Raw genomic sequence first — 20,567 nt, 5'->3', positions numbered from 1 at the left:
AGCGTACTTTTGGTGCGTGAGCACCCGAAGCGCAGGAAACCGCCGTTAGCAGGCCGTCATCACCTGAATATCGACACGCCCTACCCGACGAACTGCCGGGCAATGATCAGCACCGCAGCACCGACCAGGAACATGGCCATCAGCCCGCCGCGCAGCGACACCAGCCCGGCAACGATCAGTGCCGCCCATTCGGCCGGTCCGGCGCTGAGGGCTGCCGGCGCCACCAGCGTGGTCAGCACTGCCGCCGGCACGGCGTTCAGCCCGGCCTCGACCCGAGGATGGATGTTTTCGAAGCGCGAGATGACCAGATGACCGCCGATACGGGTGAGATAGGTCGCGATCGCACCGGCGATGATGATCCAGAGAGTCGTGCTCATGGCCGTGCCTCGACACCGCTATGGTGGGGCGGCAGGATGACAGCGAGCAACACGCCGGCGAGCGCACCGATGGAGACGTGCCATGGTGAACCGACCGTCTTGTAGGCGATGATGGAGGCAACTGCACTGGCAACCACCACCGGCAGCCACAGCGGCCGTTTGCGAAAGCTCATCACCAGACCGAGAAAATAGATCGGCAGCAGGAAATCGATGCCCAGCGCATGCGTGTCGGGAATGAGCTTGCCGAACACCGCGCCAAGCGCGCTTTCGACCACCCAGAACACATAGACCGGCAGGCCAAGCCCCATATACCAGGCGAAGCCGACCGTTTCGCCCGCCTCAGCCTTGGCTTCGGCCACCGCGAACTGCGGATCGGTGAGCACGAAATAGCCCAGCGCCTGCTGGATCACAGGCCAGTGTGCGATGCGCCGGCCGATGCCGGCGGAGTAAAGCACGTGGCGGAAATTGACGGCGAAGATCGACAGCACGATCAGCCATGGCGCGACATGCTGCCCGAACAGCTCGATGCCGACCATCTGGCTGGCGCCGCCGAAGACCAGGGCGCTCATCAGGAAGGCCTCAAGCACCGAGAAGCCGTTATCGACGGCAATCGCCCCGAACAGCAGCGCGAACGGCGCCGACGCCACCACCACGGGCATGCTGAGCCGCACACCGTTCCAGAAATCGCTTTTGGCGCTGTTTCCGGGGATTGCTTCCACCGACATCAACCCACTCCTTGGGAAACGGCGTATGTAGGAAGCGTAGCCTGCCTTGTCACACGAATTCGCTTGAGCCAAACGATCAGCGGAAATGATCGTCGCAGCCTCCAGCCCCGGCAGCTAGCCCTGGATCTCCCTGCCCCAGTCGAGCAATGGTTTGGCGCGCAGGGTGAAATCGACAAGTTCATCGACCAGTGCCGCTGTATGGATTCCCGCCGGGTCGATCGCGTGGCGGACGGCGAAATGCCGGTTGCGGACTGCGGCAACAAGATCGGCCTCGGTGACATGCTCGAAACCGCGAGGCATGCGTTTCATGCAGTCTTCCGTATCGAGGTCGAGGCCGTTTTTCTTCAGCGCCGCAATCAGGGCACGGAACTCGGCAGGTCGGTTGGAAATGGCCTTGCGCATCGCCAACAGCAGCGCCGGCTCCGGTTGCCACCAGGCAATGCCGGCAAAGCAGCGCTCAAGCCCGATATGCACGAAGAACACGCCCTGTTCCATCTTGGTGCCGTCGGGTGAGAGTATTGCCGACAGGTGCCGGTTGTAGGGCCGCTTGTCCTTGGCGAAACGCACGTCGCGATTGATGCGGAACAGCGATTTCTTGCGATCGCCGCGCAGGCCCAGCCCTTCGGCCGCGAAGCGCTCGGTGAGCGTCTCGACCAGATCTCCAAAGGGGTCGCGCAATTCCTGTTCGAAGAGGTCGCGGTTTTCCAGAAACCATTCCCGGCTCTGGTGAAAATCGAGCGCCTTGAGGAAGGGAATGGCTTTTTGGCCGAAACCGTTGAATGCGGTCATGCCTTGCCGATCCGCACCAGCCAGGCATCCTCGTCGATCACCTCAATGCCGAGCTCGCTGGCGAGCTTGAGTTTGGACCCCGCACCAGGTCCGGCAACGACGAGATCCGTCTTTGCAGAAACCGATCCCGCGACCTTCGCGCCGAGACGCTCAGCCATTGCCTTCGCTTCTGGGCGCGTCATCTTTTCCAGCGTGCCCGTGAACACGATTGTCTTGCCCGCGACTGCGCTGTCGGCCGAGATGGTCACAATGTATGGTTTCGGCTTGACCTGCGTGAGCAGCGCTTCAATCACGTCGTCGTTGCGTTCATTGCCGAAGAAATCGCGAAGTGCATCAATCACCGTGTCGCCAATGCCGTTGACCGATGGGAAAACGGTGTGCGGATCGTCCGCCGCCGCTGTCTCCTTGCCGACGCGGATCAACTCTTCAATGGTCGAGAACGTCCGGGCAAGCACGGCGGCCGTCGTTTCGCCGATATGGCGGATGCCCAGCGCAAAGATGAAGCGATCGAGCTCGGGTTCACGGCGAGAATCGATGGCAGCGAAGAGCTTGTCGAGGCCTTCGTAGTTGCGTTCCTCGACACTGCGTACATTCTTGCGCGTCTTGCCCGATGCGGCCTCACGCTGCCTGGCCTGCTCCTCGCGCCGCTCGGCCAGCGCCTTGGTGACGGCGGGACGGCGATCCCTGAGCGTGAAGATATCGGCGGCTGTTTTGATCAATCCCGAATTGAAGAAGATATCTATGTTCTCGGCGCCCAGGCCTTCGATGTCCATGGCACCGCGTGACACAAAGTGGCGCAATCCTTCCACCGCCTGCGCGGGGCAGATCAGTTCGCCGGTGCAGCGACGGCGGGAGTCTTCCTTGCCGGTTTTCTCGTTGATTTCGCGCGTCGCCGGCGAGCCGCAGATCGGGCAGGTGTGCGGGAATTCGTAAGGGGCGGCATCGGGCGGACGCTTGTCGATGACGACGCTGACGATCTGCGGGATGACGTCCCCTGCCCGTTGGATCACGACCGTGTCGCCGATGCGCACATCAATGCCGTCGCGGATCGGTTGGCCTGTGCTGTCCAGGCCCTTGATGTAGTCCTCGTTGTGCAGCGTCACATTTTCCACCACGACGCCGCCAACCGTGACGGGCGCAAGCCGTGCAACGGGCGCCAGCGTGCCGGTGCGGCCGACCTGGATGTCGATTTTCTGCACGGTCGTCATCGCCTGTTCGGCCGGGAATTTATGGGCGACGGCCCAGCGTGGTTCGCCGGTGACGAAACCCCATCTGCGCTGCAATTCCAACTGATCGACCTTGTAGACGACGCCGTCGATATCGTAGCCCAGCGAAGAGCGCTGCTCCTCGATCAGATGATAATGCGCGACCAGTTCCTCGACCGACTTTGCCCGCACCATCAGCGGACTGATCTTGAACCCCCACTCTGCGAATTTTTGCACGGAAGCGTATTGGGTCGGAGCGGGATCCTCTGATGTATAGCCCCAGGCATAGGCAAAGAATCTAAGGTTGCGGCTGGCGGTAACGGATGCATCCTTCTGGCGCAGCGACCCGGCCGCCGTATTGCGCGGATTGACGTAGTCCTGACCGCCGGCCGCCGCAGAACGTTCCTTCAGCGCCTCGAATTCCGCATAGGTCATATAGACCTCGCCGCGGATCTCGATGACTTCCGGCCAGCCCGAGCCTTTCAGCTTCGCGGGGATGTCGGCGATTGTACGGAGGTTGGCGGTGATGTCCTCGCCGACGGCGCCATCGCCGCGCGTTGCGCCCTGAACGAACACGCCGCCTTCATAGCGCAGCGAAGCCGACAGCCCGTCGATCTTCGGCTCAGCCGTGAAGGCGATGTCGAGGTCCTTGTCGCGATCAAAAAATCGCCGGCCACGTTCGATGAAATCCGTGACGTCCTGGTCGGTATAGGCCTTGGCGAGGCTGAGCATAGGCACTGCATGACGCACCTTGGCAAAGCCTTCCGCCGGTGGAGCGCCCACCCTGTGCGATGGCGAATCCTCGCGCTCGAGTGCGGGGAAGTGCTGCTCGATGGCGAGATTGCGTCGCTTCAGCGCATCATATTCGGCATCCGAGATCGTTGGCGCATCCTCTGCGTGATAGCGCAGATCGTGACCGGCGATTTCCTTTGCCAATCGCTTCAGCTCGGCCGCGGCTTCGCTCTCGGTCAGGGCATCGACTGGTTTTTCGGACATGGTTTGCACCTGGCTGCTGTTGGCCCGGACAATAGATCAGGATTCGGATCGACGGGAGCCGAATTCTGACAAAACCGCGCCGAAACAGCGGGATGGAGCCATATGCTGACTCTGTTCGGCAGCGTCTCCATCCGGTTCTGTCGAGGGCTGGATCAGCCCCTACAAAACAGCGATGTTCTCGCGCAACAGTCGCTCCGCGGCCGCGCGCGCTTCATCGGTAATAGTCGCGCCGGCCAGCATGCGCGCGATCTCTTCCTGACGCGCTGCCCGGTCCATCTCGGCAATGCCGGTTGCAACCCTGTCAGTGCCGCCGGATTTGGAGATCAGGAAGTGCGTTGTCGCGCGCGCCGCGACTTGCGGCGCGTGGGTCACCGAAAGCACCTGCACGCGCTTCGACAGCCGCGCCAGCCGCTGACCGATGGCGTCGGCCACCGCGCCGCCAACGCCGGTGTCGATTTCATCGAAGACCAAAGTCGGCGCCGAGCCGCGGTCGGCAAGCGCCACCTTCAGCGCCAGCAGGAAGCGCGAAAGCTCGCCGCCGGAAGCAACCTTCATCATCGGCCCAGGCCTTGTGCCGGGATTGGTGCGCACCCAGAACTCGACCTGGTCGATGCCTTCTTCCATGCGGTTGTCGGTCTTGCTCGTAATCTCGACGATGAACTCGGCCCGTTCGAGCTTCAGTGCCGGCAGTTCGGCCATGACAGCCTTGGTCAGCCCGGCCGCTGCCGCATGGCGAAGCGACGACAGCTGTGCGGCGGAAATGTCGTAGGCCTCGCGCGCGGCGGCGGCCTGCTTTTCCAAGCCGTGCAGGCGCTCCTCGCCGGCGTCGAGATCGGCAAGGTCGGCGACCATCGTGTCGCGCAATTGCGCCAGATCGTCGACCGCCACGCTGTGCTTGCGCGAAGCCGCGCGCAGCGAAAACAACCGCTCCTCCGCCTTCTCCAGTCGTTGCGGATCATATTCGGTGGCGCGAAGTGCGGCTTCGACACCCGATTGGGCCGCATCGAGCGACAGCATCGCTTCGTCGAGCGATTTGACCACGTCGTCGAGCAGGCCAGGCGCTTCGCTCACCTTGCGCTGCAGCCGCCGCAAGAGGCTCGCCAGTTGCGGCAATGGCGAAGACGGGCCCGAAAGCACGTCCTGCGCATCGTGGATTTCCGACGCGATCTTTTCCACACGCATCATCGACGCGCGCAATTCGGCAAGGTCGCTCTCCTCGCCGGGCTGCGGGTCGAGCTTGGTCAATTCGGCGACCGCAGCGCGCAGGTAGTCGGCTTCACGCGCCGCCGCCTCCACCTTGGCGCGGTGGAGCGAAAATTCCTGCTCGCAGCCGCGCCAGTAGCGCCACGCCTCGCCGGTCGCGCGCGCAGCGCCGAGATGACCGCCGAAACTGTCCAGCAATTCGCGATGCGCGCCCGGATCGACAAGCGCCCGCTCGTCATGCTGGCCGTGAATCTCGACCAGCGCGCGGCCGACATCGCGCATCAGCGTGACGCTGGATGGCTGGTCGTTGACGAAGACGCGCGTACGGCCATCCGCTGTCTGCACGCGGCGCAGGATGATGTCGCCGTCGTCCTCGATGGCGTTCTCGGCAAGCAGCGTGCGGGCGGGATGGTTGCGCGGCACGTCGAACACTGCGATGACATGGCCTTGTGCTGCGCCATGGCGCACCAGCGAAGCGTCGCCGCGAGCGCCTAACGCCAACGACAGCGCATCCAGAAGAATAGATTTTCCGGCGCCGGTTTCACCAGTCAGCACCGAAAGGCCGGGCAAGAAATCGATGTCCAGCTTTTCGATCAGGACGATATCGCGGATCGACAGTCTGGAAAGCATCTCAACGCCTGCGTCAGGCGCCGGTGATCAGCTTCCCGGCCTTGGAAATCCATGACCCGGCATTCTCACGCGGCTCAAGCCCATTGCTCTGCAGGAGCTTGTAGGAATCCTTGTACCACTGGCTGTCCGGATAGTTGGTGCCGAGTACGGCCGCGGCGGTCTGCGCTTCAGTCGTAAGGCCCATCGCGTAGTAGCTTTCGGTCAGGCGCGCGAGCGCCTCCTCGACATGGCGCGTGTTGGAATAGGTTTCCACCACATTGCGGAAACGTTTTACGGCGGCGATGTACTCGCGGCGCTCGAGATAGTAGCGGCCGATCTGCATTTCCTTGCCGGCCAACTGGTCGGTGGCGAAGCGGATCTTTTCCTTGGCGTCATCGACATATTCGGACGTCGGCCAGCGGGTCACCAGATCCTGCATCGTCTGCACGGTCTGGCGCGCTTCCTTCTGATCCTGGGTAACGTCCTTGATCTGCCTGTAGTAGCTCAACCCGATGATGTACTGGGCATAGGCCGCGTCATCGGTTGACGGATAAAGTGTGAGATAGCGTTTGGCCGAGCCGATCGCCTCGTCATAATTGCCCTGACGATAGTCCGCAAAGGCGCCCATCACCATCGATTTGCGGGCGAATTCCGAATAGGGATGCTGGCGGTCGACCGCATCGAACTTGCGGCTCGCCTCTTGCAGGCGCCCGGCGTTCAGATTGGCGAGACCCTGATTGTAGAGAACGTCGGCCGGTTCGGTCTGATCGACATAGGTCGACAGATCGACATCCTTCTCGGACGACATGCAGGCCGACAGGAAGAGCGATGGAACAACCACCGAAAGCGCCAGGAAAACAGCCCGCTGCGGCGCTTTCGATTGACCAACTCGCTTGAAAAACATGATTGGATTCCGCCCTTTCGGCGTCATTTCAGTCGTCATTTCGGGTCTGGGGCAGCAGCCATAAACCATAACCGCCTTGCCCGGCAACGCTATCTCCGGCCAATCGCACATTTTTGTGGCGGTTTGGCGTTACCCCACAAGCAATACGATTTCACCTAACGGTGATGCATTCATGCAACACCAATAGGCCTCAATAAGAGTCCGAAAGTCGTTAAAATTCAGATCATCCAGGGCGCAAAGACGGGCGCATTGACAGCGTTCATCTCGGCGGTGCGGCCGCGCTCGCGGCGTGTTGTCTCGACGATCTCAAACGCCGACCGGTCCGACAGAAGACGCCGCAACGCCGCCGCGTTCAGCCTGTGGCCACCGCGATAGGAACGGAAGCAGCCGATGAACCGGGCGCCGGCCAGCGCCAGGTCGCCCATGGCATCCATCGTCTTGTGACGGACGAACTCGTTGGGATAGCGCAGACCGCCCATGTTGATGACGCGGTTGTCGTCGCCGATAACCAGGGAGTTTTCAAGCGAGGAGCCGAGCGCATAGCCGGCGGCCCACAGCCGCTCGACGTCCTTCATGAAACCGAAGGTGCGGGCGCGCGCAATATCGCGGCGGAAAATGTCGGGATTCATGTCGGATGCGAAGAGCTGGCGGCCGATCGCAGGGCTTTCGAAATCGATCTCGACCTCGAAACGCGTGCCGCTGTAGGGCCTGAATTCCGCCCAGGATGCTCCGTTCTCAATGCGAACCGGCTTGACCACCCGGATATAGCGGCGCTTGACCGGCAGCGTTTCGATGCCTGCCTGGTCTATGGCCTCCACGAAAGCCATGGCACTGCCGTCGAGGATCGGAACCTCGTGGCCGTCGATCTCGATGACGATGTTGTCGATGGCAAGCCCGAAAAGCGTGGCCATAAGATGCTCGACTGTGGCGATATGTTCGCCCGAGGGATCGCCGAGCATGGTGCACAGATCAGTGGCGCCGACCTCGGAGACGAGCGCGCGGAACTCACGGCCGCCCTCGCTTCCATTCGAAAGCTGGAACACGATACCGGTGTCAGCATCTGCCGGCAGGAAATGAACGGTAACGGGTTTGCCGCTGTGAACGCCGGTACCCGTCAGCGTTGCACGCGATTTTAGTGTCGTCTGATAGTCGTGCAAAACAAACCCCTTAGCCCAAAACTGCCTACGTCCGCTTTAGCCCCAAGGGCGCGGCTCTTGATTTAATCGGCAGGCAGGGCCAACTCCCCGAATCCCAGCGCGCCGAACTTGGTCGGGCGAAGATAATGGTCCGGCAGACAGTCTCCAAATCACGGTTTCTTACCCTTTGTAACGGCGATCAGAAACACGTTTGGTCTGGCAAGCTCCTGTTTTGCAATCATTTTTAAGATTAACAGGCAAGCAATCTCTTGCTTGCCTGTTAACAATTATTACGGACCGTTAACAGGTCAGTTGGCCTGACGGCGCAGGAAGGCCGGAATCTCCAGCTGATCGTCTTCCTGGACAGCCCGGGTCTGCGTCGTCAGGCGGCCCTGATCGTCCAGCTGGCCGCGGCGCGGCGCGTAAAGTTGCGGATCCTGGTTGGCAAGGCGGCGCATTTCGGGTGCCGCCTGGCGCAGTTTCGGCTCGCGCGGCTGCGCCGGCTGCAGCCGGGCTGGCTCCTCTTCGCGCCGCGTCAGGCCGTTCGTCAGGCGCTTGAGCAATCCCATCGGCCCGCTGTTTTCATGGTCGGCCGGACGGCTCTTGGCTTCCACTTCGGCCTTCACCACCGGCGGGAAATCCTCGACCCGCGGCATGCGCTGGGGTGCTGCGGCAACCGGCTGCGGCATTTCACGCTGCGGAACGGGCTGCTGCACCATTTGCGGCTGGGCGGGTGGAGCCTGGAAGATCTTGCTCTGCGGGCGGAAGTCGTCTGCCTGGGCAACCGGCGCCGGACGAGCCTGGGCCATCGCCGCCGCATTGGCCTCGGCAAGCTGGATCGCCTCGGCAACCGGATCGGCCGCGCGTGGTTCGTAGATCGCCTGCTGAGCGGACGGACGGTTTTCCGCGGCCGGCACTGCCGGGCGATTGGCCGGCTTCTGCGGCGCAGCTCGGATGGAGATCGGCGCGGCGGCGATTTCAGCCGCCGATTTGTCGATGCCGGTGGCGACCACCGAGACCCGGATCACGCCTTCCAGATCCTCGTCGAACGTGGCGCCGAGAATGATGTTGGCGTCCTGGTCGACCTCTTCGCGAATGCGGGTTGCGGCTTCGTCGACCTCGAACAGGGTCAGGTCGCGGCCACCGGTGATCGAGATCAGCAGGCCCTTGGCGCCCTTCATCGAGGTTTCGTCGAGCAGCGGGTTGGCGATCGCGGCCTCGGCGGCGGCCATTGCGCGGCCCTCGCCCGAAGCTTCGCCCGTGCCCATCATCGCCTTGCCCATCTCGCGCATGACCGAGCGGACGTCGGCGAAGTCGAGATTGATCAGGCCTTCCTTGACCATCAGGTCTGTAATGCAGGCGACACCGGAGTAAAGCACCTGGTCGGCCATGGCGAAGGCGTCCGCAAAGGTCGTCTTGTCATTGGCCAGCCGGAACAGGTTCTGGTTGGGGATGACAATGAGGGTATCGACGCATTTCTGCAGTTCCTCGATGCCGAGGTCCGCTGTCTTCATGCGGCGCTGACCTTCGAAATGGAACGGCTTGGTAACGACGCCGACGGTGAGGATACCCTTTTCGCGGGCAGCCCTTGCAACGACTGGAGCAGCGCCTGTGCCGGTGCCGCCTCCCATCCCTGCGGTGACGAAGCACATATGGGTGTTGGAGAGATGATCGATGATCTCATCGATGCATTCCTCGGCCGCCGCGCGGCCGACCTCGGGCTGCGATCCGGCGCCCAGGCCCTCGGTGACATGCGCGCCGAGCTGGATCAGCCGATCGGCCTTCGACATGGTCAGCGCCTGCGCGTCGGTGTTGGCCACCACGAACTCGACGCCGCGCAGACCGGCGGTGATCATGTTGTTGACGGCATTGCCGCCGCCTCCGCCGACACCGAACACGGTGATGCGCGGCTTCAGCTCGGTGATGTCCGGCTTTTGCAGATTGATGGTCATTGTCTCCGTCCTTTGCCTTTTCCCGCCGCTTCGCCGCCGCGGCCGCCTATGGGGCTGTCCCCGTCCAATTTTAGAAACTGTCTCTCAACCACTGACTCATTCGATGCAGTTTTCCACCCGTTCCGGTCATCCTGAGACCGGAAATCCCTTTCGCCGGATGGCTCTCGAAGCTCGCCATCTGCGGATAGATCAGAAGCCCGACCGGCGTCGAGAAAGCCGGCCCCTTGGCCGCTTCCGGCAGGCCTGCCACGCCGAGCGGGCGGCCGATGCGCACATTGCGTCCGAGAATGCGGCGCGCCGCCTCCGGCAGGCCGGCAAGCTGGCTGGCGCCACCGGTGAGAACGACGCGCTTGCCGACGGCATTGCCGTAACCCGACTTGTTCAGCCGGTCGCGCAACAGTTCGAGCGTTTCGTCGATGCGGGCGCGGATGATGCGCGTCATCATCGAACGCGGTATCTGCAACGGCACGTCGCCGTCGTCGCCGATCGGCTGGATCGAAACCAGATCGCGGTCGTCGGCACTGCCGGGCAGCGCCGAACCGTGCATCACTTTCAGCCTTTCGGCGGCGTCGAGCGAGGTCGACAGGCCCTTGGCCATGTCCAGCGTGACATGATTGCCGCCGATGGCGATGGCGTCGGCATGGACGAATTTGCCTTCCGAGAAGACCGAGATCGTCGTGGTGCCGCCGCCCATGTCGATGCAGGCCGCGCCCATTTCGAGCTCGTCGTCGACCAGTGCCGCGAGCCCACTGGCATAGGGCGTCGCCACCATCCGCTCGACCGACAGATGCGAGCGGTTGATGCAGAGCTCCAGATTGCGCAAGGGGGCCGCATCACCGGTCAGCACATGCATATCGACGCCGAGCTGGTCGCCGACCATGCCTCGCGGATCGCGCACGCCGCGCTCGGCATCCAGCGAAAAGCCGGTGGGAAGCGAATGGATCACCTCGCGCTCGGCCCTGAGCGCCTGCTTGGCGCCGGCGGCGAGCACACGCTTGATGTCGGCCTCGTCGGCCTCGTGGCCGCCAAGGTTGATGGTGGCGGAGAAGGTTTCGCTCTTCAGCCGGCCGGCCGTCATGTTGACGATGAGGGAATCGACCGTCAGCCCCGCCATGCGCTCGGCCGCGTCGACGGCAAGGCGGATGGCGTGCTCGGCGCGATCGAGATCGATGACGACGCCCGATTTCACGCCTTGCGATTTCTGGTGGCCGATGCCGATCACCTGGATGCGGTGCGAGCGGCCGCGCAACAGCTGGCCGTCCTCGCGCGGCTTCAACTTCGCCACCACGCAGCAAACCTTGCTCGAACCGACATCCAGCACCGTCAGGGTGCCTGACCGGCGCGACGAGGCATCGCTGTTGCCGCCAAGCCAGTTCATATCTTCGTCTCCGGCTTGCGCTTCAGGCTCTGCGGCTTTTCATTGAGCGCTGCTTCGCGCTGCGTCGCCGCTTCCGGCGTCAATTCGACGACCAGGCGGTCGGAGAGGCGCATGTCGACGGCGGCGATGTCGCGCGTCAGAAGCCCGTTGTCATGGTCCATCCTGACGAGGTCGGCGATCGCCTGGTCCTCGCCATCCTCGGGAAGCTTGACCGTGATGCCGTTTTCCAGCTTCAGGTCCCAACGCCGTTCACCGATCCTGATGTAGCCTTTGACCCGCGCAGCCAGCTCCGGATATTTCTTGATCTTGGTCAGGAAATCAGGCGCTTTCGCCGGCGCCCCGGTACCGATGATCAGCGGCAGCAACGCCTGCTTGCCGCCCGAAAACGGCGCGATGACGGCGCCGGACCGCTCGATGACGGAAAGCTCGGTGCCTTGCTGCCAGAGCGCGAACGGAACGCGCTCCTCGATGCGGACCTCCAGCGTATGCGGATAGACTTTGCGCACCGCCGCAACCTCGACCCAGGGCAGCGTACCAATCCGCTCGCGCGCGGCTTCGGCATCGAAACCGATCAGCGATGTCCAGCCGTCAAGCTGCAGCCTGTCAAGAATGTCGATCTCGGACGTTTCGCGGTTGCCGACCACCTTGATCTGGTCGACTGCAAAACCGGTGCGCGCAGTGACACCCTGGACGATGCCGTCGACATGCCCGCCAAGATAGGCCCCATAGGCGCTGCCTGAGGCGATAAGCACGGCCGAGAGGATTGCCGCGGAAAAGGGTGGCGTAGTGAAGTCGCCCTCGCCAAGGCGCGCCAGCACGCGCACCGGCCGGCGAAGCAGGCGCGGCAGCACGAAATGGTCAAACGACAACGGCACGCCGAACAGCGTCGGCCCGGCCGCGCCCTTCTTGCCCTGTCCCCATTTCAACGCAGACACGAAGCGTCCTCCACCATCCAACTCAACAAATCGCCGAACGAATGTCCCGCTTGCGCGGCGATTTCAGGCACCAAAGACGTCGGCGTCATGCCCGGCTGGGTGTTGACCTCGAGCCAGACAACCTCGCCGTTCTCGGAGTGACGATCGTCATAACGGAAGTCCGACCGGGAAACGCCCCGGCAGCCGATAGCTAGGTGAGCCTTGAGCGCCAGTGTCTGTATTTTTTGGTAAATATTCGGTGAAATTTTTGCGGGGCATTCGTGTTTTGATCCGCCCGCGACGTATTTTGAATCATAGTCGTAGAAGGAATGACCGGTCGGGATGATTTCGCAAACGCCGAGCGCCACATCGCCCATCACCGCGCAGGTCAGTTCCCGCCCGTGGACGTAGCGCTCCACCATGACGGTGTCGCCATATTTCCACTCGGAGGAGCCGATGACCTGCGGCGGATGCGACTGACCTTCATGGACGATGACGACACCGAAGCTCGAACCCTCGTTGACCGGCTTGACCACGTAGGGCGGTTTCATCGGGTGCTTGCTCTGGATGGCAAAGCGGTTGGTCACCTTCGATTCCGCAATCGGAACGCCGGCAAGCTTGGCGATCTTCTTGGCCTGTTCCTTGTTCATGGCGAGCGCCGAAGCGAGCACGCCGGAATGGGTGTAGGGAATGGCGAGATATTCGAGGATGCCCTGAATGGTGCCATCCTCGCCGAAAGGGCCGTGCAGCGCATTGAAGGCAACATCAGGCTTGAGTTCGGCAAGCACAGATCCGACGTCGCGCGAAACATCGACGCGGGTGATCTGGTAGCCTTCGCTCTCAAGCGCATCGGCACAAGCCTTCCCCGAGGACAGGGACACGGGCCGCTCGGACGAAAACCCGCCCAGCAAGACGGCCACATGCTTACTTTTCATTTCCCGTCATCCCCTCTCACGGCGGGCTGCGACCACTATTTCCGCAACATTGAGTCCGAGTCTTCCGGTAGGTTGCCCCCCCCAGACGGAAAACGCGGGTGACGCGTCGAAACGACTCAAATCAGGAAACGCTTCAGGGCAGAGAATCAGAGAGTTGATTCGCTGGCAAGTGCTTACGATTCCGAGGGATTCACTTTCCGCGAAAACGATGGAGAAAAGCGTGTTGTGAGTCTTTAGAGCAACGGTCGGAGGGGTATTTCAGGCCGTTTGAAGTTCATGCATCACATGAACTTCAGCTTGCGCTAAAGTAATTGCCCGAGGAATTCCTGAACCTCATGGCCGGGCCGGAAGTTGCCGATGCGCTTGATCTCCCACTGCAGCCGGATGCCCGATTTTTCGAGCACGCGCGCGCGGACCGTCTCGCCGAGATATTCGAGGTCGTAGCCGGTCGCGGTTCCAGTGTTGATCATGAAGTTGCAATGCATCGGCGACATCTGCGCACCGCCGATCATCAGCCCGCGACAGCCTGCCTTGTCGATCTCTTTCCAGGCGGAGGTGCCTTCCGGATTCTTGAAGGTCGAACCACCGGTCTTCTCGCGGATCGGCTGCACGGTTTCGCGGTGGTGCTGGACGGCATCCATCGCCGCCTTGATCGCCGCCTTGTCTTGCAAAACCCCTTCGAACACGACCGATGTGAAGATCAGCCCGGAAGGTGCCGCCGAGTGGCGGTAGGCATAGCCCATGTCGGCATTGCTCAGCGTGTGCACATTGCCCTTGCGGTCGAGTGCCCGCACCTCGACGACGCGCTCGCGCGTCTCGACGCCATTGGCGCCGGCGTTCATTCGAAGCGCGCCGCCGATGGCACCCGGAATGCCGTGGTAGAAATGAAAGCCACCAATGCCCGCCTCATGGGCAATTGCCGCAACACGCTTATCGGGCGTGGCAGCACCTGCCTTGATCGTGGTCGGCGCAATAACTTCCGCCTCGCCAAACCCTTTGGCCGAAAGCCGGATGACAAACCCCGGAATGCCGCCGTCGCGCACCAGAAGGTTCGAGCCGACGCCGACTAAGGTCAGCGGGATGTCTTCGGGAACCGCCTTCAGGAACGCGGCGAGATCGTCCTCGTCAGCGGGCTGGAACAAGGCGTCGGCAAGCCCGCCAGCACGGAACCAGGTGATCTTGTCCATCTCGGCATTGGGCGTGACACGGCCGCGCAGGCCGGCGAGCCGATCGCCAAGTCCGTCGATCAAGGCCTGGCCGCGCATCATGAGACGGTCCCGCCAAGGTCCTTGGGCAGCGCATAGGCCCATTGGGTTATGTTGCCGGCGCCGAGGAAGATGACGAAATCGCCGGGCTTGGCCAGATCGCGGATAATTGGCGCAATCGCGGCGGCGGCCTCGATGTAGCGCGCGTCGCGATGGCCGCCGGAACGAATGCGCGACACCAGTGCCTCGGATGTCACCCCATCGATCGGCTCTTCGCCGGCGGCATAGACCGGTGCCACCATCACCGTGTCGGCATCGTTGAAGCAGACGGAAAACTCGTCGAACAGATCACGAAGCCGGGTGAAGCGATGCGGCTGCGCAATGGCGATGACGCGGCCCTCGGTGGCGCTGCGCGCCGCCTTCAGCACCGCCGTGATCTCGACGGGATGGTGACCATAGTCGTCGAACACATCGACGCCATTCCACGAGCCGGTATGGGTAAAGCGCCGCTTGACGCCGGCAAAGGACGACAGGCCCTTCTTGATCGCCTCGGCCGACAGGCCGAGTTCATGCGCGACCGCAATCGCCGCCGTCGCGTTGGCCACATTGTGGCGGCCGGGCATCGGCAGGCGCAAGCCGGCGATTGTCGTCTGGCCGCGGCCCTTGCGGTCACGGATCACCACGTCGAATTCAGAGATCGCACCGGCCATGCGGTGGTTGGTGAAACGCACATCGGCCTGGGCGTTCTCGCCATAGGTGATGACGCGCCGGTCCTCGATGCGGCCGACCAGCGCCTGTACTTCCGGGTGGTCGGTGCACATCACGCCGAAGCCGTAGAACGGCACGTTCTCGACGAACTGGCGAAACGCCTCGCGCACCTTGTCGAAACTGCCATAGTGGTCGAGATGCTCGGGGTCGATGTTGGTGACGACGGCGATCTCGGCCGGCAGCTTCAGGAAGGTGCCGTCGCTCTCGTCGGCCTCGACCACCATCCATTCGCCGTCGCCCATGCGGGCGTTGGTGCCATAGGCATTGATGATGCCGCCATTGATCACCGTCGGGTCGAGCCCGCCGGCTTCGAGCAGCGTCGCCACCATCGATGTCGTCGTCGTCTTGCCATGCGTGCCGCCGATGGCCACAGCCTGGCGGAAGCGCATCAGTTCGGCCAGCATCTCGGCGCGACGCACGATCGGCAGCAGCTTTTCGCGCGCGGCCTTGAGCTCCGGATTGGATTTCTTGATCGCGGTCGACACGACCACCACTTCGGCGTCGCCGAGATTTTCTTCCCTGTGGCCGACGAAGCACTCGATGCCCTTGTCGCGCAACCGCTGCACATTGGCGCTGTCGGACTGGTCGGAGCCTTGCACCTTGTAGCCGAGATTGTGCAGCACCTCGGCGATGCCGCTCATGCCGATGCCGCCAATGCCGATGAAATGCACAAGGCCGATCGTCTGCGGCATCTTCATGCGTGCGTCCCTTTTCTGAATTCCGAAACGGTTTTCCTGGACGCAATAGCCTCTGTCAGATCGGCGAGCAACCGCGCCGCGTCCGGTTTTCCGGCCGATCTGGCGGCTGCGGCCATGGCAGCCAGCCGGTCCGGATGTTCCATCAGTCCGCCGATCAGCGCAGCAATGCGCTCTGGCGAAAGCGTGGATTGCTGATGCACCTCGGCCCCGCCTGCGGCGGCGAGCGCCGCGGCATTGGCCGCCTGGTCATGGTCGAGCGCGTGCGGATAGGGCACCAGCAGCGCCGGCCGACCGATGACTGCGATTTCCGACACGCTCGAGGCGCCGGATCGCGACATCACCAGATGCGCCGCCGCCATACGCGCCGCCATGTCGGTGAAGAAGGGCAAAACCTGTACGTCGACACCAAGCGCCGCATAGGCCGCCTTCACCCGCGCCACGTCGTCCGCGCGGGCTTGTTGGGTAATCACCAGCCGCTTGCGCTGCGCCTCCGGCAGAAGCCCGATGGCCGCCGGCACCGCGTCGGAAAAGAACTGCGCGCCCTGGCTGCCACCAAACACCAGAAGCCGGAACGGCTCCTCCCCGGCCGACGCGGTGTAAGGCGTCTTCGCCGCCTCCATGACTTGCGGTCTGACCGGATTGCCGGTGATCACCGTCTTGGCGCCTGCCGCACTCGTATCTTCCGGCAGGAAGCCGCCGGCGATCGCATCGACGCGAGCTGCCAGCGCCCGGTTGGCGCGGCCCATCACCGCGTTCTGCTCGTGGATCAGCGTCGGTACCTTGCGCCGGGTCGCCGCATAGAGCGGCGGCAGCGTCGGATAGCCGCCGAAGCCGACGACGGCATCGGGCTTGATCCTGCCGATGATGGCTGAGGCCTGGCGCACCCCGCGCCAGATCTTCCAGAAGGCCGCGATGACCGCCAGTGGATTCTTGGAACCCATGGTCGCCGACTTGATCGGATGGACAGCGGCGGCCGGGAAGTGGCCGGCAAACCGCTCGGCGCGGTCGTCGGTTGCCAGATGCACCTTCCAGCCGCGCTCGTTGAGCTCATGCGCCAGCGCCTCGGCCGGGAACAGATGCCCGCCCGTTCCGCCAGCTGCCAGAAGGATCACACCCCTCGACATCTCACTCCGCCGGCATGGCGCGTTGCGACAGGGCAAAGCCCATCTGCTTGCGCTTTTCCGGCCGCTTGCGCGTCAGCGCCAGCACCATGCCCATCGAGATGGCAATGGCGATTTGCGAGGAGCCGCCATAGGAGATGAATGGCAGCGTCATGCCCTTGGCCGGTATCAGCTGCAGGTTGACGGCCATGTTGATGACCGACTGCAGACCAAAGACCGTAACGAGGCCACCAACGGCATAGCGGGTGAAATCGTCCTGTTCCTTCAGCGCTGTGTTGAGGCCACGCAGCACGATGAAGGCGAAGATGGACATGATGAAGAAGCACATCATCAGTCCGAATTCCTCACCGGCGACCGAGAATACGAAGTCGGCATGACTGTCGGGGATGACCCGCTTGACGGTGCCCTCGCCCGGTCCGACGCCGAACCAGCCGCCGTTGATCAGCGCCTCGCGGCCCATATCGACCTGGAAGGTGTCGCCTTCGCCGGTCATGAAGCGGTCGATGCGGCCGGCGACGTGCGGAAACACCGTATAAGCGGCAAACACGCCGCCGATGCCGGCGGCACCCAGCGCAATGATCCACATCCATGGCAATCCAGCCATGAAGAACATCACGCCCCAGGTGCCAAGCACCAGCATGGTCTGACCAAGATCGGGCTGTGCCACCAGCAGCGAAATGACGAGGACCAGCAGCAGCATGGCGAACAGATTGCCCGGAATGTCGGGCTGGCGCTTGTGTTCGGCAAACAGCCAGGCGCAGACGATGACGAAGGCCGGCTTGAGGAATTCGGACGGTTGGATCGACAGGCCGGCAAACGACACCCAGCGCCGCGCCCCTTTCACCTCGACGCCGATGTAGAGCACCGCAACCATCAGCACGAGCATGATGCACAGGATGACCAGCGCCATGCGCCGGATCTGCCGCGACTCGAGAAACGAGACGGCCAGCATCACGCCGAGTGCCGGCACGGTGAAGATGATCTGCCTGGTGGCGAAGTGGAAACTGTCGAGACCGATGCGCTCGGCCACTGCCGGGCTTGCCGCGAAGGACAAGACGATGCCGAGCCCCATCAGCGACAGGAACGCTGCCAGGAACCAGCGATCGATCGTCCACCACCAGGTCGCAACCGGACTTTTGTCGAGACGACTTTGCATTATCGTGCCCCTCCGATGGGTTTCACGCCTTCGATAGCATTCGCAGCTTGCCTGAAGGCTTCGCCGCGCACTTCGAAATTCTTGAACTGGTCGAAACTGGCGCAGGCCGGTGAGAGCAGCACCACCACCTCGCCACTATCGTCGCTGGCCGCATCGCGCGCCGCATGCTCGACCGCGGCGGCCAGCGTGCCCGATATTTCGTAAGGCACCGCTTCGCCAAGTGTCGCCGAGAACGCGGGGGCTGCCTCGCCGATCAGATAGGCCCTGGCGATGCGCGGGAAGAAGCTGCGCAACGGCTCGATGCCGCCTTCCTTGGGCAAGCCGCCGGCGATCCAGTAGATGCGCGGAAAGCTGGACAGTGCTGGTGCCGCTGCATCGGCATTGGTCGCCTTGGAATCGTTGACGAACAGAATGTGGTCCTTGCGGCCGACCTGCTCCATGCGGTGCGCCAGTCCGGGGAAGCTTTCCAGTCCCGACTGGATCTCGCCGAGGTCCAGCCCGACCTTGAGGCAGGCGGCGACGGCGGCCAGCGCGTTCTGCGCATTGTGCTGACCGCGCAGCGAGCCGATGCCTTCGAGAAAGGCAACCCGGCTGTAGCGACCGTTCGCCGCTTCCATCAGATTGCTGCCGTCGGCAAAATAACCGTCGGTCAGCGGCAAGCGCTTGGAAATGCGGATGACATGCCGCCCTGCCCGCTCCAGCCGGTCGGCGATCTGGGCGCACCAGGAATCGTCGACGCCGAGAATGGCCGTCTCGCTACCGGCCACCAGCTGCTCCTTGATCGCGGCGTAGTGCTGCATGGTGCCGTGACGGTCGAGATGGTCGGGCGTCAGATTGAGCAGGATGCCGGCCGTCGGGTTGATCGAGGGCGCCAGATCGATCTGATAGGAAGAGCATTCGACGACATAGTGCCGCCCGGGCTCCGGAGGATCGAGCGTCATGATGGCGCGGCCGATATTGCCGCCCATCTGCGTGTCACGGCCGGCCGATTTCAGAATGTGCGAGGTCAGCGCTGTCGTCGTCGATTTGCCGTTGGTGCCGGTGATGGCGATGAAGGGTGCGGTCGGCGCGCGTGCGATCCGCTCACGGCAAAACAGCTCGATGTCGCCAATGACTTCTACGCCTGAACCGCGCGCGAGTTCCACCGTCCAGTGCGGTTTCGGGTGCGTCAGCGGCACGCCTGGCGACAGCACGAACGCCGAAAACCCAGCCCAGTCGGCGCCGCGCAGGTCGCCGGTCGCAATGCCCAGGGCCGCGGCCTTGCCAACGCTGCCGGGATTGTCGTCCCAGGCAAGAACGTCGGCCCCGCCTTCGATCAGCGCATGCGCCGTGGCGATCCCCGAGCCGCCGAGCCCGAAGAGCGAAACACGCTTGCCTGCAAAGGATGCGGCGGGGATCACGCGGCGCCCTATCTCAGTTTGAGGGTCGACAGGCCGACCAGCGCCAGGATCACGGCGATGATCCAGAAGCGGATCACCACCTGGCTTTCGGTCCAGCCAAGCTTTTCGAAATGATGGTGGATCGGCGCCATCAGGAACACGCGCTTGCCGGTCATCTTGAAGTAGCCGACCTGGATGATGACCGACAGGATCTCGACCACGAACAGGCCGCCGACGATGACCAGCACGATCTCGTGCTTGGTCGCCACCGCGACCGTCCCGATCAGGCCGCCCATCGCCAGCGAGCCGGTGTCGCCCATGAAGATCGCCGCCGGCGGCGCATTGAACCACAGGAAGCCAAGGCCGGCGCCGATCACTGCGCCCAGCACAACTGCCAGTTCACCAGTGCCGGGCACGAAATGAATCTGGAGATATTCGGCGAACACCGCGTTGCCGGAGAGGTAGGCGATGACGCCGAAGGACGCCGCCGCAATCATGATCGGCACGATCGCCAGCCCGTCGAGACCATCGGTCAGGTTCACCGCATTGCCGGCGCCGACGATGACGAAACAGGAGAACGGAACGAAGAACCAGCCGAGATTGATGATGAACTCCTTGGCGAAGGGAAACGTCAGCGACGACGAAAACGGCACCTGGCCGTTATGCATGATCACCCAGGCGGCGATGCCGGCGATGACAAATTCGAGCGCCAGCCGCGCCTTGCCGGAAAAGCCGAGATGCGACTGCTTCGTCACCTTGAGATAGTCGTCGTAGAAGCCGATCGAGCCAAAGCCCAGGGTCACCAGCAGCACCACCCAGACATAGATGCTGGACAGGTTCGCCCACAAAAGCGACGAGCCAACGATGCCGCACAGGATCATCAGCCCGCCCATGGTCGGCGTGCCGGCCTTCTTGAAGTGGGTTTGCGGCCCGTCGGCGCGGATCGGCTGGCCCTTGCCTTGCCGCAACCGCAGCGAATTGATGATGGTCGGTCCGAAGATGAAGACGATCAGCGCCGAGGTGATCAGCGCCCCGCCGGTGCGGAAGGTTATGTAGCGGAAGACGTTGAAGACCGAGATCTTGTCCGCAAAATCGACGAGCAATGTGAACATGCGAT

17 protein-coding genes are annotated in these 20,567 nt (G+C 63.0%); all 17 read right to left on the bottom strand.

The annotated features are described in order from the left end of the window. Positions 1-80: 80 nt before the first annotated feature. The 17 genes from LHFGNBLO_RS19390 to mraY all read right to left on the bottom strand — a co-directional run bounded on the left by LHFGNBLO_RS19390 (position 81) and on the right by mraY (position 20,562). Positions 81-377: an AzlD family protein gene (locus LHFGNBLO_RS19390; protein ID WP_258600837.1), complete on the bottom strand. Its 297-nt coding sequence runs from the start codon at positions 375-377 to the stop codon at positions 81-83. Beyond that, on the bottom strand, positions 374-1,102 hold the full coding sequence (locus LHFGNBLO_RS19385; protein WP_258600836.1) for an AzlC family ABC transporter permease: 729 nt from the start codon (positions 1,100-1,102) through the stop codon (positions 374-376). The genes LHFGNBLO_RS19390 and LHFGNBLO_RS19385 overlap by 4 nt, the downstream gene beginning before the upstream one ends. Before the next feature lie 114 nt (positions 1,103-1,216). Then, positions 1,217-1,891: a DUF2461 domain-containing protein gene (locus LHFGNBLO_RS19380; protein WP_258600834.1), complete on the bottom strand. Its 675-nt coding sequence runs from the start codon at positions 1,889-1,891 to the stop codon at positions 1,217-1,219. Further along, positions 1,888-4,092, bottom strand: coding sequence for an NAD-dependent DNA ligase LigA (gene ligA / locus LHFGNBLO_RS19375; RefSeq protein ID WP_258600832.1), 2,205 nt, complete (start codon positions 4,090-4,092; stop codon positions 1,888-1,890). Before ligA ends, LHFGNBLO_RS19380 begins: the two co-directional genes overlap by 4 nt. A 159-nt stretch (positions 4,093-4,251) precedes the next feature. Further along, the gene (gene recN / locus LHFGNBLO_RS19370; protein WP_258600831.1) at positions 4,252-5,925 is read right to left on the bottom strand and encodes a DNA repair protein RecN; all 1,674 of its coding nucleotides are present in this window, start codon (positions 5,923-5,925) and stop codon (positions 4,252-4,254) included. A 13-nt stretch (positions 5,926-5,938) separates the two neighbouring features. Continuing rightward, the gene (locus LHFGNBLO_RS19365; protein ID WP_258600830.1) at positions 5,939-6,808 is read right to left on the bottom strand and encodes an outer membrane protein assembly factor BamD; all 870 of its coding nucleotides are present in this window, start codon (positions 6,806-6,808) and stop codon (positions 5,939-5,941) included. A 218-nt stretch (positions 6,809-7,026) separates the two neighbouring features. Then, positions 7,027-7,965, bottom strand: a complete 939-nt coding sequence (gene lpxC / locus LHFGNBLO_RS19360) for a UDP-3-O-acyl-N-acetylglucosamine deacetylase (RefSeq protein WP_258600829.1) — start codon at positions 7,963-7,965, stop codon at positions 7,027-7,029. A 287-nt stretch (positions 7,966-8,252) separates the two neighbouring features. Continuing rightward, positions 8,253-9,896 (bottom strand): cell division protein FtsZ, encoded by a 1,644-nt coding sequence (gene ftsZ, locus LHFGNBLO_RS19355; protein ID WP_258600828.1) that lies wholly within the window; start codon positions 9,894-9,896, stop codon positions 8,253-8,255. Positions 9,897-9,966: 70 nt separating this feature from the next. Continuing rightward, a complete protein-coding gene (gene ftsA, locus LHFGNBLO_RS19350) occupies positions 9,967-11,274 on the bottom strand; it encodes a cell division protein FtsA (RefSeq protein ID WP_258600827.1) in 1,308 nt (435 codons plus the stop codon). Next, on the bottom strand, positions 11,271-12,209 hold the full coding sequence (locus LHFGNBLO_RS19345) for a cell division protein FtsQ/DivIB (protein WP_258600826.1): 939 nt from the start codon (positions 12,207-12,209) through the stop codon (positions 11,271-11,273). The genes ftsA and LHFGNBLO_RS19345 overlap by 4 nt, the downstream gene beginning before the upstream one ends. Further along, positions 12,197-13,123: a D-alanine--D-alanine ligase gene (locus LHFGNBLO_RS19340; RefSeq protein ID WP_258600825.1), complete on the bottom strand. Its 927-nt coding sequence runs from the start codon at positions 13,121-13,123 to the stop codon at positions 12,197-12,199. Before LHFGNBLO_RS19340 ends, LHFGNBLO_RS19345 begins: the two co-directional genes overlap by 13 nt. A 302-nt stretch (positions 13,124-13,425) precedes the next feature. Next, a complete protein-coding gene (gene murB / locus LHFGNBLO_RS19335; RefSeq protein ID WP_258600824.1) occupies positions 13,426-14,391 on the bottom strand; it encodes a UDP-N-acetylmuramate dehydrogenase in 966 nt (321 codons plus the stop codon). Further along, positions 14,388-15,794 carry a UDP-N-acetylmuramate--L-alanine ligase gene (murC, locus tag LHFGNBLO_RS19330; RefSeq protein WP_258600822.1) on the bottom strand — a complete coding sequence of 469 codons (1,407 nt, stop codon included), beginning with the start codon at positions 15,792-15,794 and terminating at the stop codon, positions 14,388-14,390. The genes murB and murC overlap by 4 nt, the downstream gene beginning before the upstream one ends. Beyond that, positions 15,791-16,918, bottom strand: a complete 1,128-nt coding sequence (murG, locus tag LHFGNBLO_RS19325) for an undecaprenyldiphospho-muramoylpentapeptide beta-N-acetylglucosaminyltransferase (RefSeq protein ID WP_258600820.1) — start codon at positions 16,916-16,918, stop codon at positions 15,791-15,793. Before murG ends, murC begins: the two co-directional genes overlap by 4 nt. 1 nt (position 16,919) lies before the next feature. Next, a complete protein-coding gene (gene ftsW, locus LHFGNBLO_RS19320; protein WP_258600818.1) occupies positions 16,920-18,071 on the bottom strand; it encodes a putative lipid II flippase FtsW in 1,152 nt (383 codons plus the stop codon). Further along, on the bottom strand, positions 18,071-19,471 hold the full coding sequence (gene murD / locus LHFGNBLO_RS19315) for a UDP-N-acetylmuramoyl-L-alanine--D-glutamate ligase (RefSeq protein ID WP_258600816.1): 1,401 nt from the start codon (positions 19,469-19,471) through the stop codon (positions 18,071-18,073). The genes ftsW and murD overlap by 1 nt, the downstream gene beginning before the upstream one ends. Positions 19,472-19,479: 8 nt before the next feature. Beyond that, a complete protein-coding gene (gene mraY, locus LHFGNBLO_RS19310) occupies positions 19,480-20,562 on the bottom strand; it encodes a phospho-N-acetylmuramoyl-pentapeptide-transferase (protein WP_258600814.1) in 1,083 nt (360 codons plus the stop codon). Positions 20,563-20,567 lie beyond the last annotated feature (5 nt).

It is taken from the genome of Mesorhizobium sp. AR10, assembly GCF_024746795.1.
In the GTDB taxonomy this organism is placed as follows: Bacteria; Pseudomonadota; Alphaproteobacteria; order Rhizobiales; family Rhizobiaceae; genus Mesorhizobium.
The sequence above is the reverse complement of the archived record's forward strand: the minus strand, read 5'-3'. Positions and strand labels throughout refer to the sequence as shown.

Excerpts from the sequence above, each read along its gene's own strand:
- ftsW (WP_258600818.1), bottom strand. The coding sequence starts at position 18,071 with ATGCAAAGTCGTCTCGACAAAAGTCCGGTTGCGACCTGGTGGTGGACG.
- LHFGNBLO_RS19385 (WP_258600836.1), bottom strand. The coding sequence starts at position 1,102 with ATGTCGGTGGAAGCAATCCCCGGAAACAGCGCCAAAAGCGATTTCTGG.
- recN (WP_258600831.1), bottom strand. The coding sequence starts at position 5,925 with ATGCTTTCCAGACTGTCGATCCGCGATATCGTCCTGATCGAAAAGCTG.
- murB (WP_258600824.1), bottom strand. The coding sequence starts at position 14,391 with ATGATGCGCGGCCAGGCCTTGATCGACGGACTTGGCGATCGGCTCGCC.
- LHFGNBLO_RS19380 (WP_258600834.1), bottom strand. The coding sequence starts at position 1,891 with ATGACCGCATTCAACGGTTTCGGCCAAAAAGCCATTCCCTTCCTCAAG.
- LHFGNBLO_RS19365 (WP_258600830.1), bottom strand. The coding sequence starts at position 6,808 with ATGTTTTTCAAGCGAGTTGGTCAATCGAAAGCGCCGCAGCGGGCTGTT.
- LHFGNBLO_RS19390 (WP_258600837.1), bottom strand. The coding sequence starts at position 377 with ATGAGCACGACTCTCTGGATCATCATCGCCGGTGCGATCGCGACCTAT.
- ligA (WP_258600832.1), bottom strand. The coding sequence starts at position 4,092 with ATGTCCGAAAAACCAGTCGATGCCCTGACCGAGAGCGAAGCCGCGGCC.
- murG (WP_258600820.1), bottom strand. The coding sequence starts at position 16,918 with ATGTCGAGGGGTGTGATCCTTCTGGCAGCTGGCGGAACGGGCGGGCAT.
- mraY (WP_258600814.1), bottom strand. The coding sequence starts at position 20,562 with ATGTTCACATTGCTCGTCGATTTTGCGGACAAGATCTCGGTCTTCAAC.
- ftsZ (WP_258600828.1), bottom strand. The coding sequence starts at position 9,896 with ATGACCATCAATCTGCAAAAGCCGGACATCACCGAGCTGAAGCCGCGC.
- ftsA (WP_258600827.1), bottom strand. The coding sequence starts at position 11,274 with ATGAACTGGCTTGGCGGCAACAGCGATGCCTCGTCGCGCCGGTCAGGC.
- LHFGNBLO_RS19340 (WP_258600825.1), bottom strand. The coding sequence starts at position 13,123 with ATGAAAAGTAAGCATGTGGCCGTCTTGCTGGGCGGGTTTTCGTCCGAG.
- murC (WP_258600822.1), bottom strand. The coding sequence starts at position 15,794 with ATGAAGATGCCGCAGACGATCGGCCTTGTGCATTTCATCGGCATTGGC.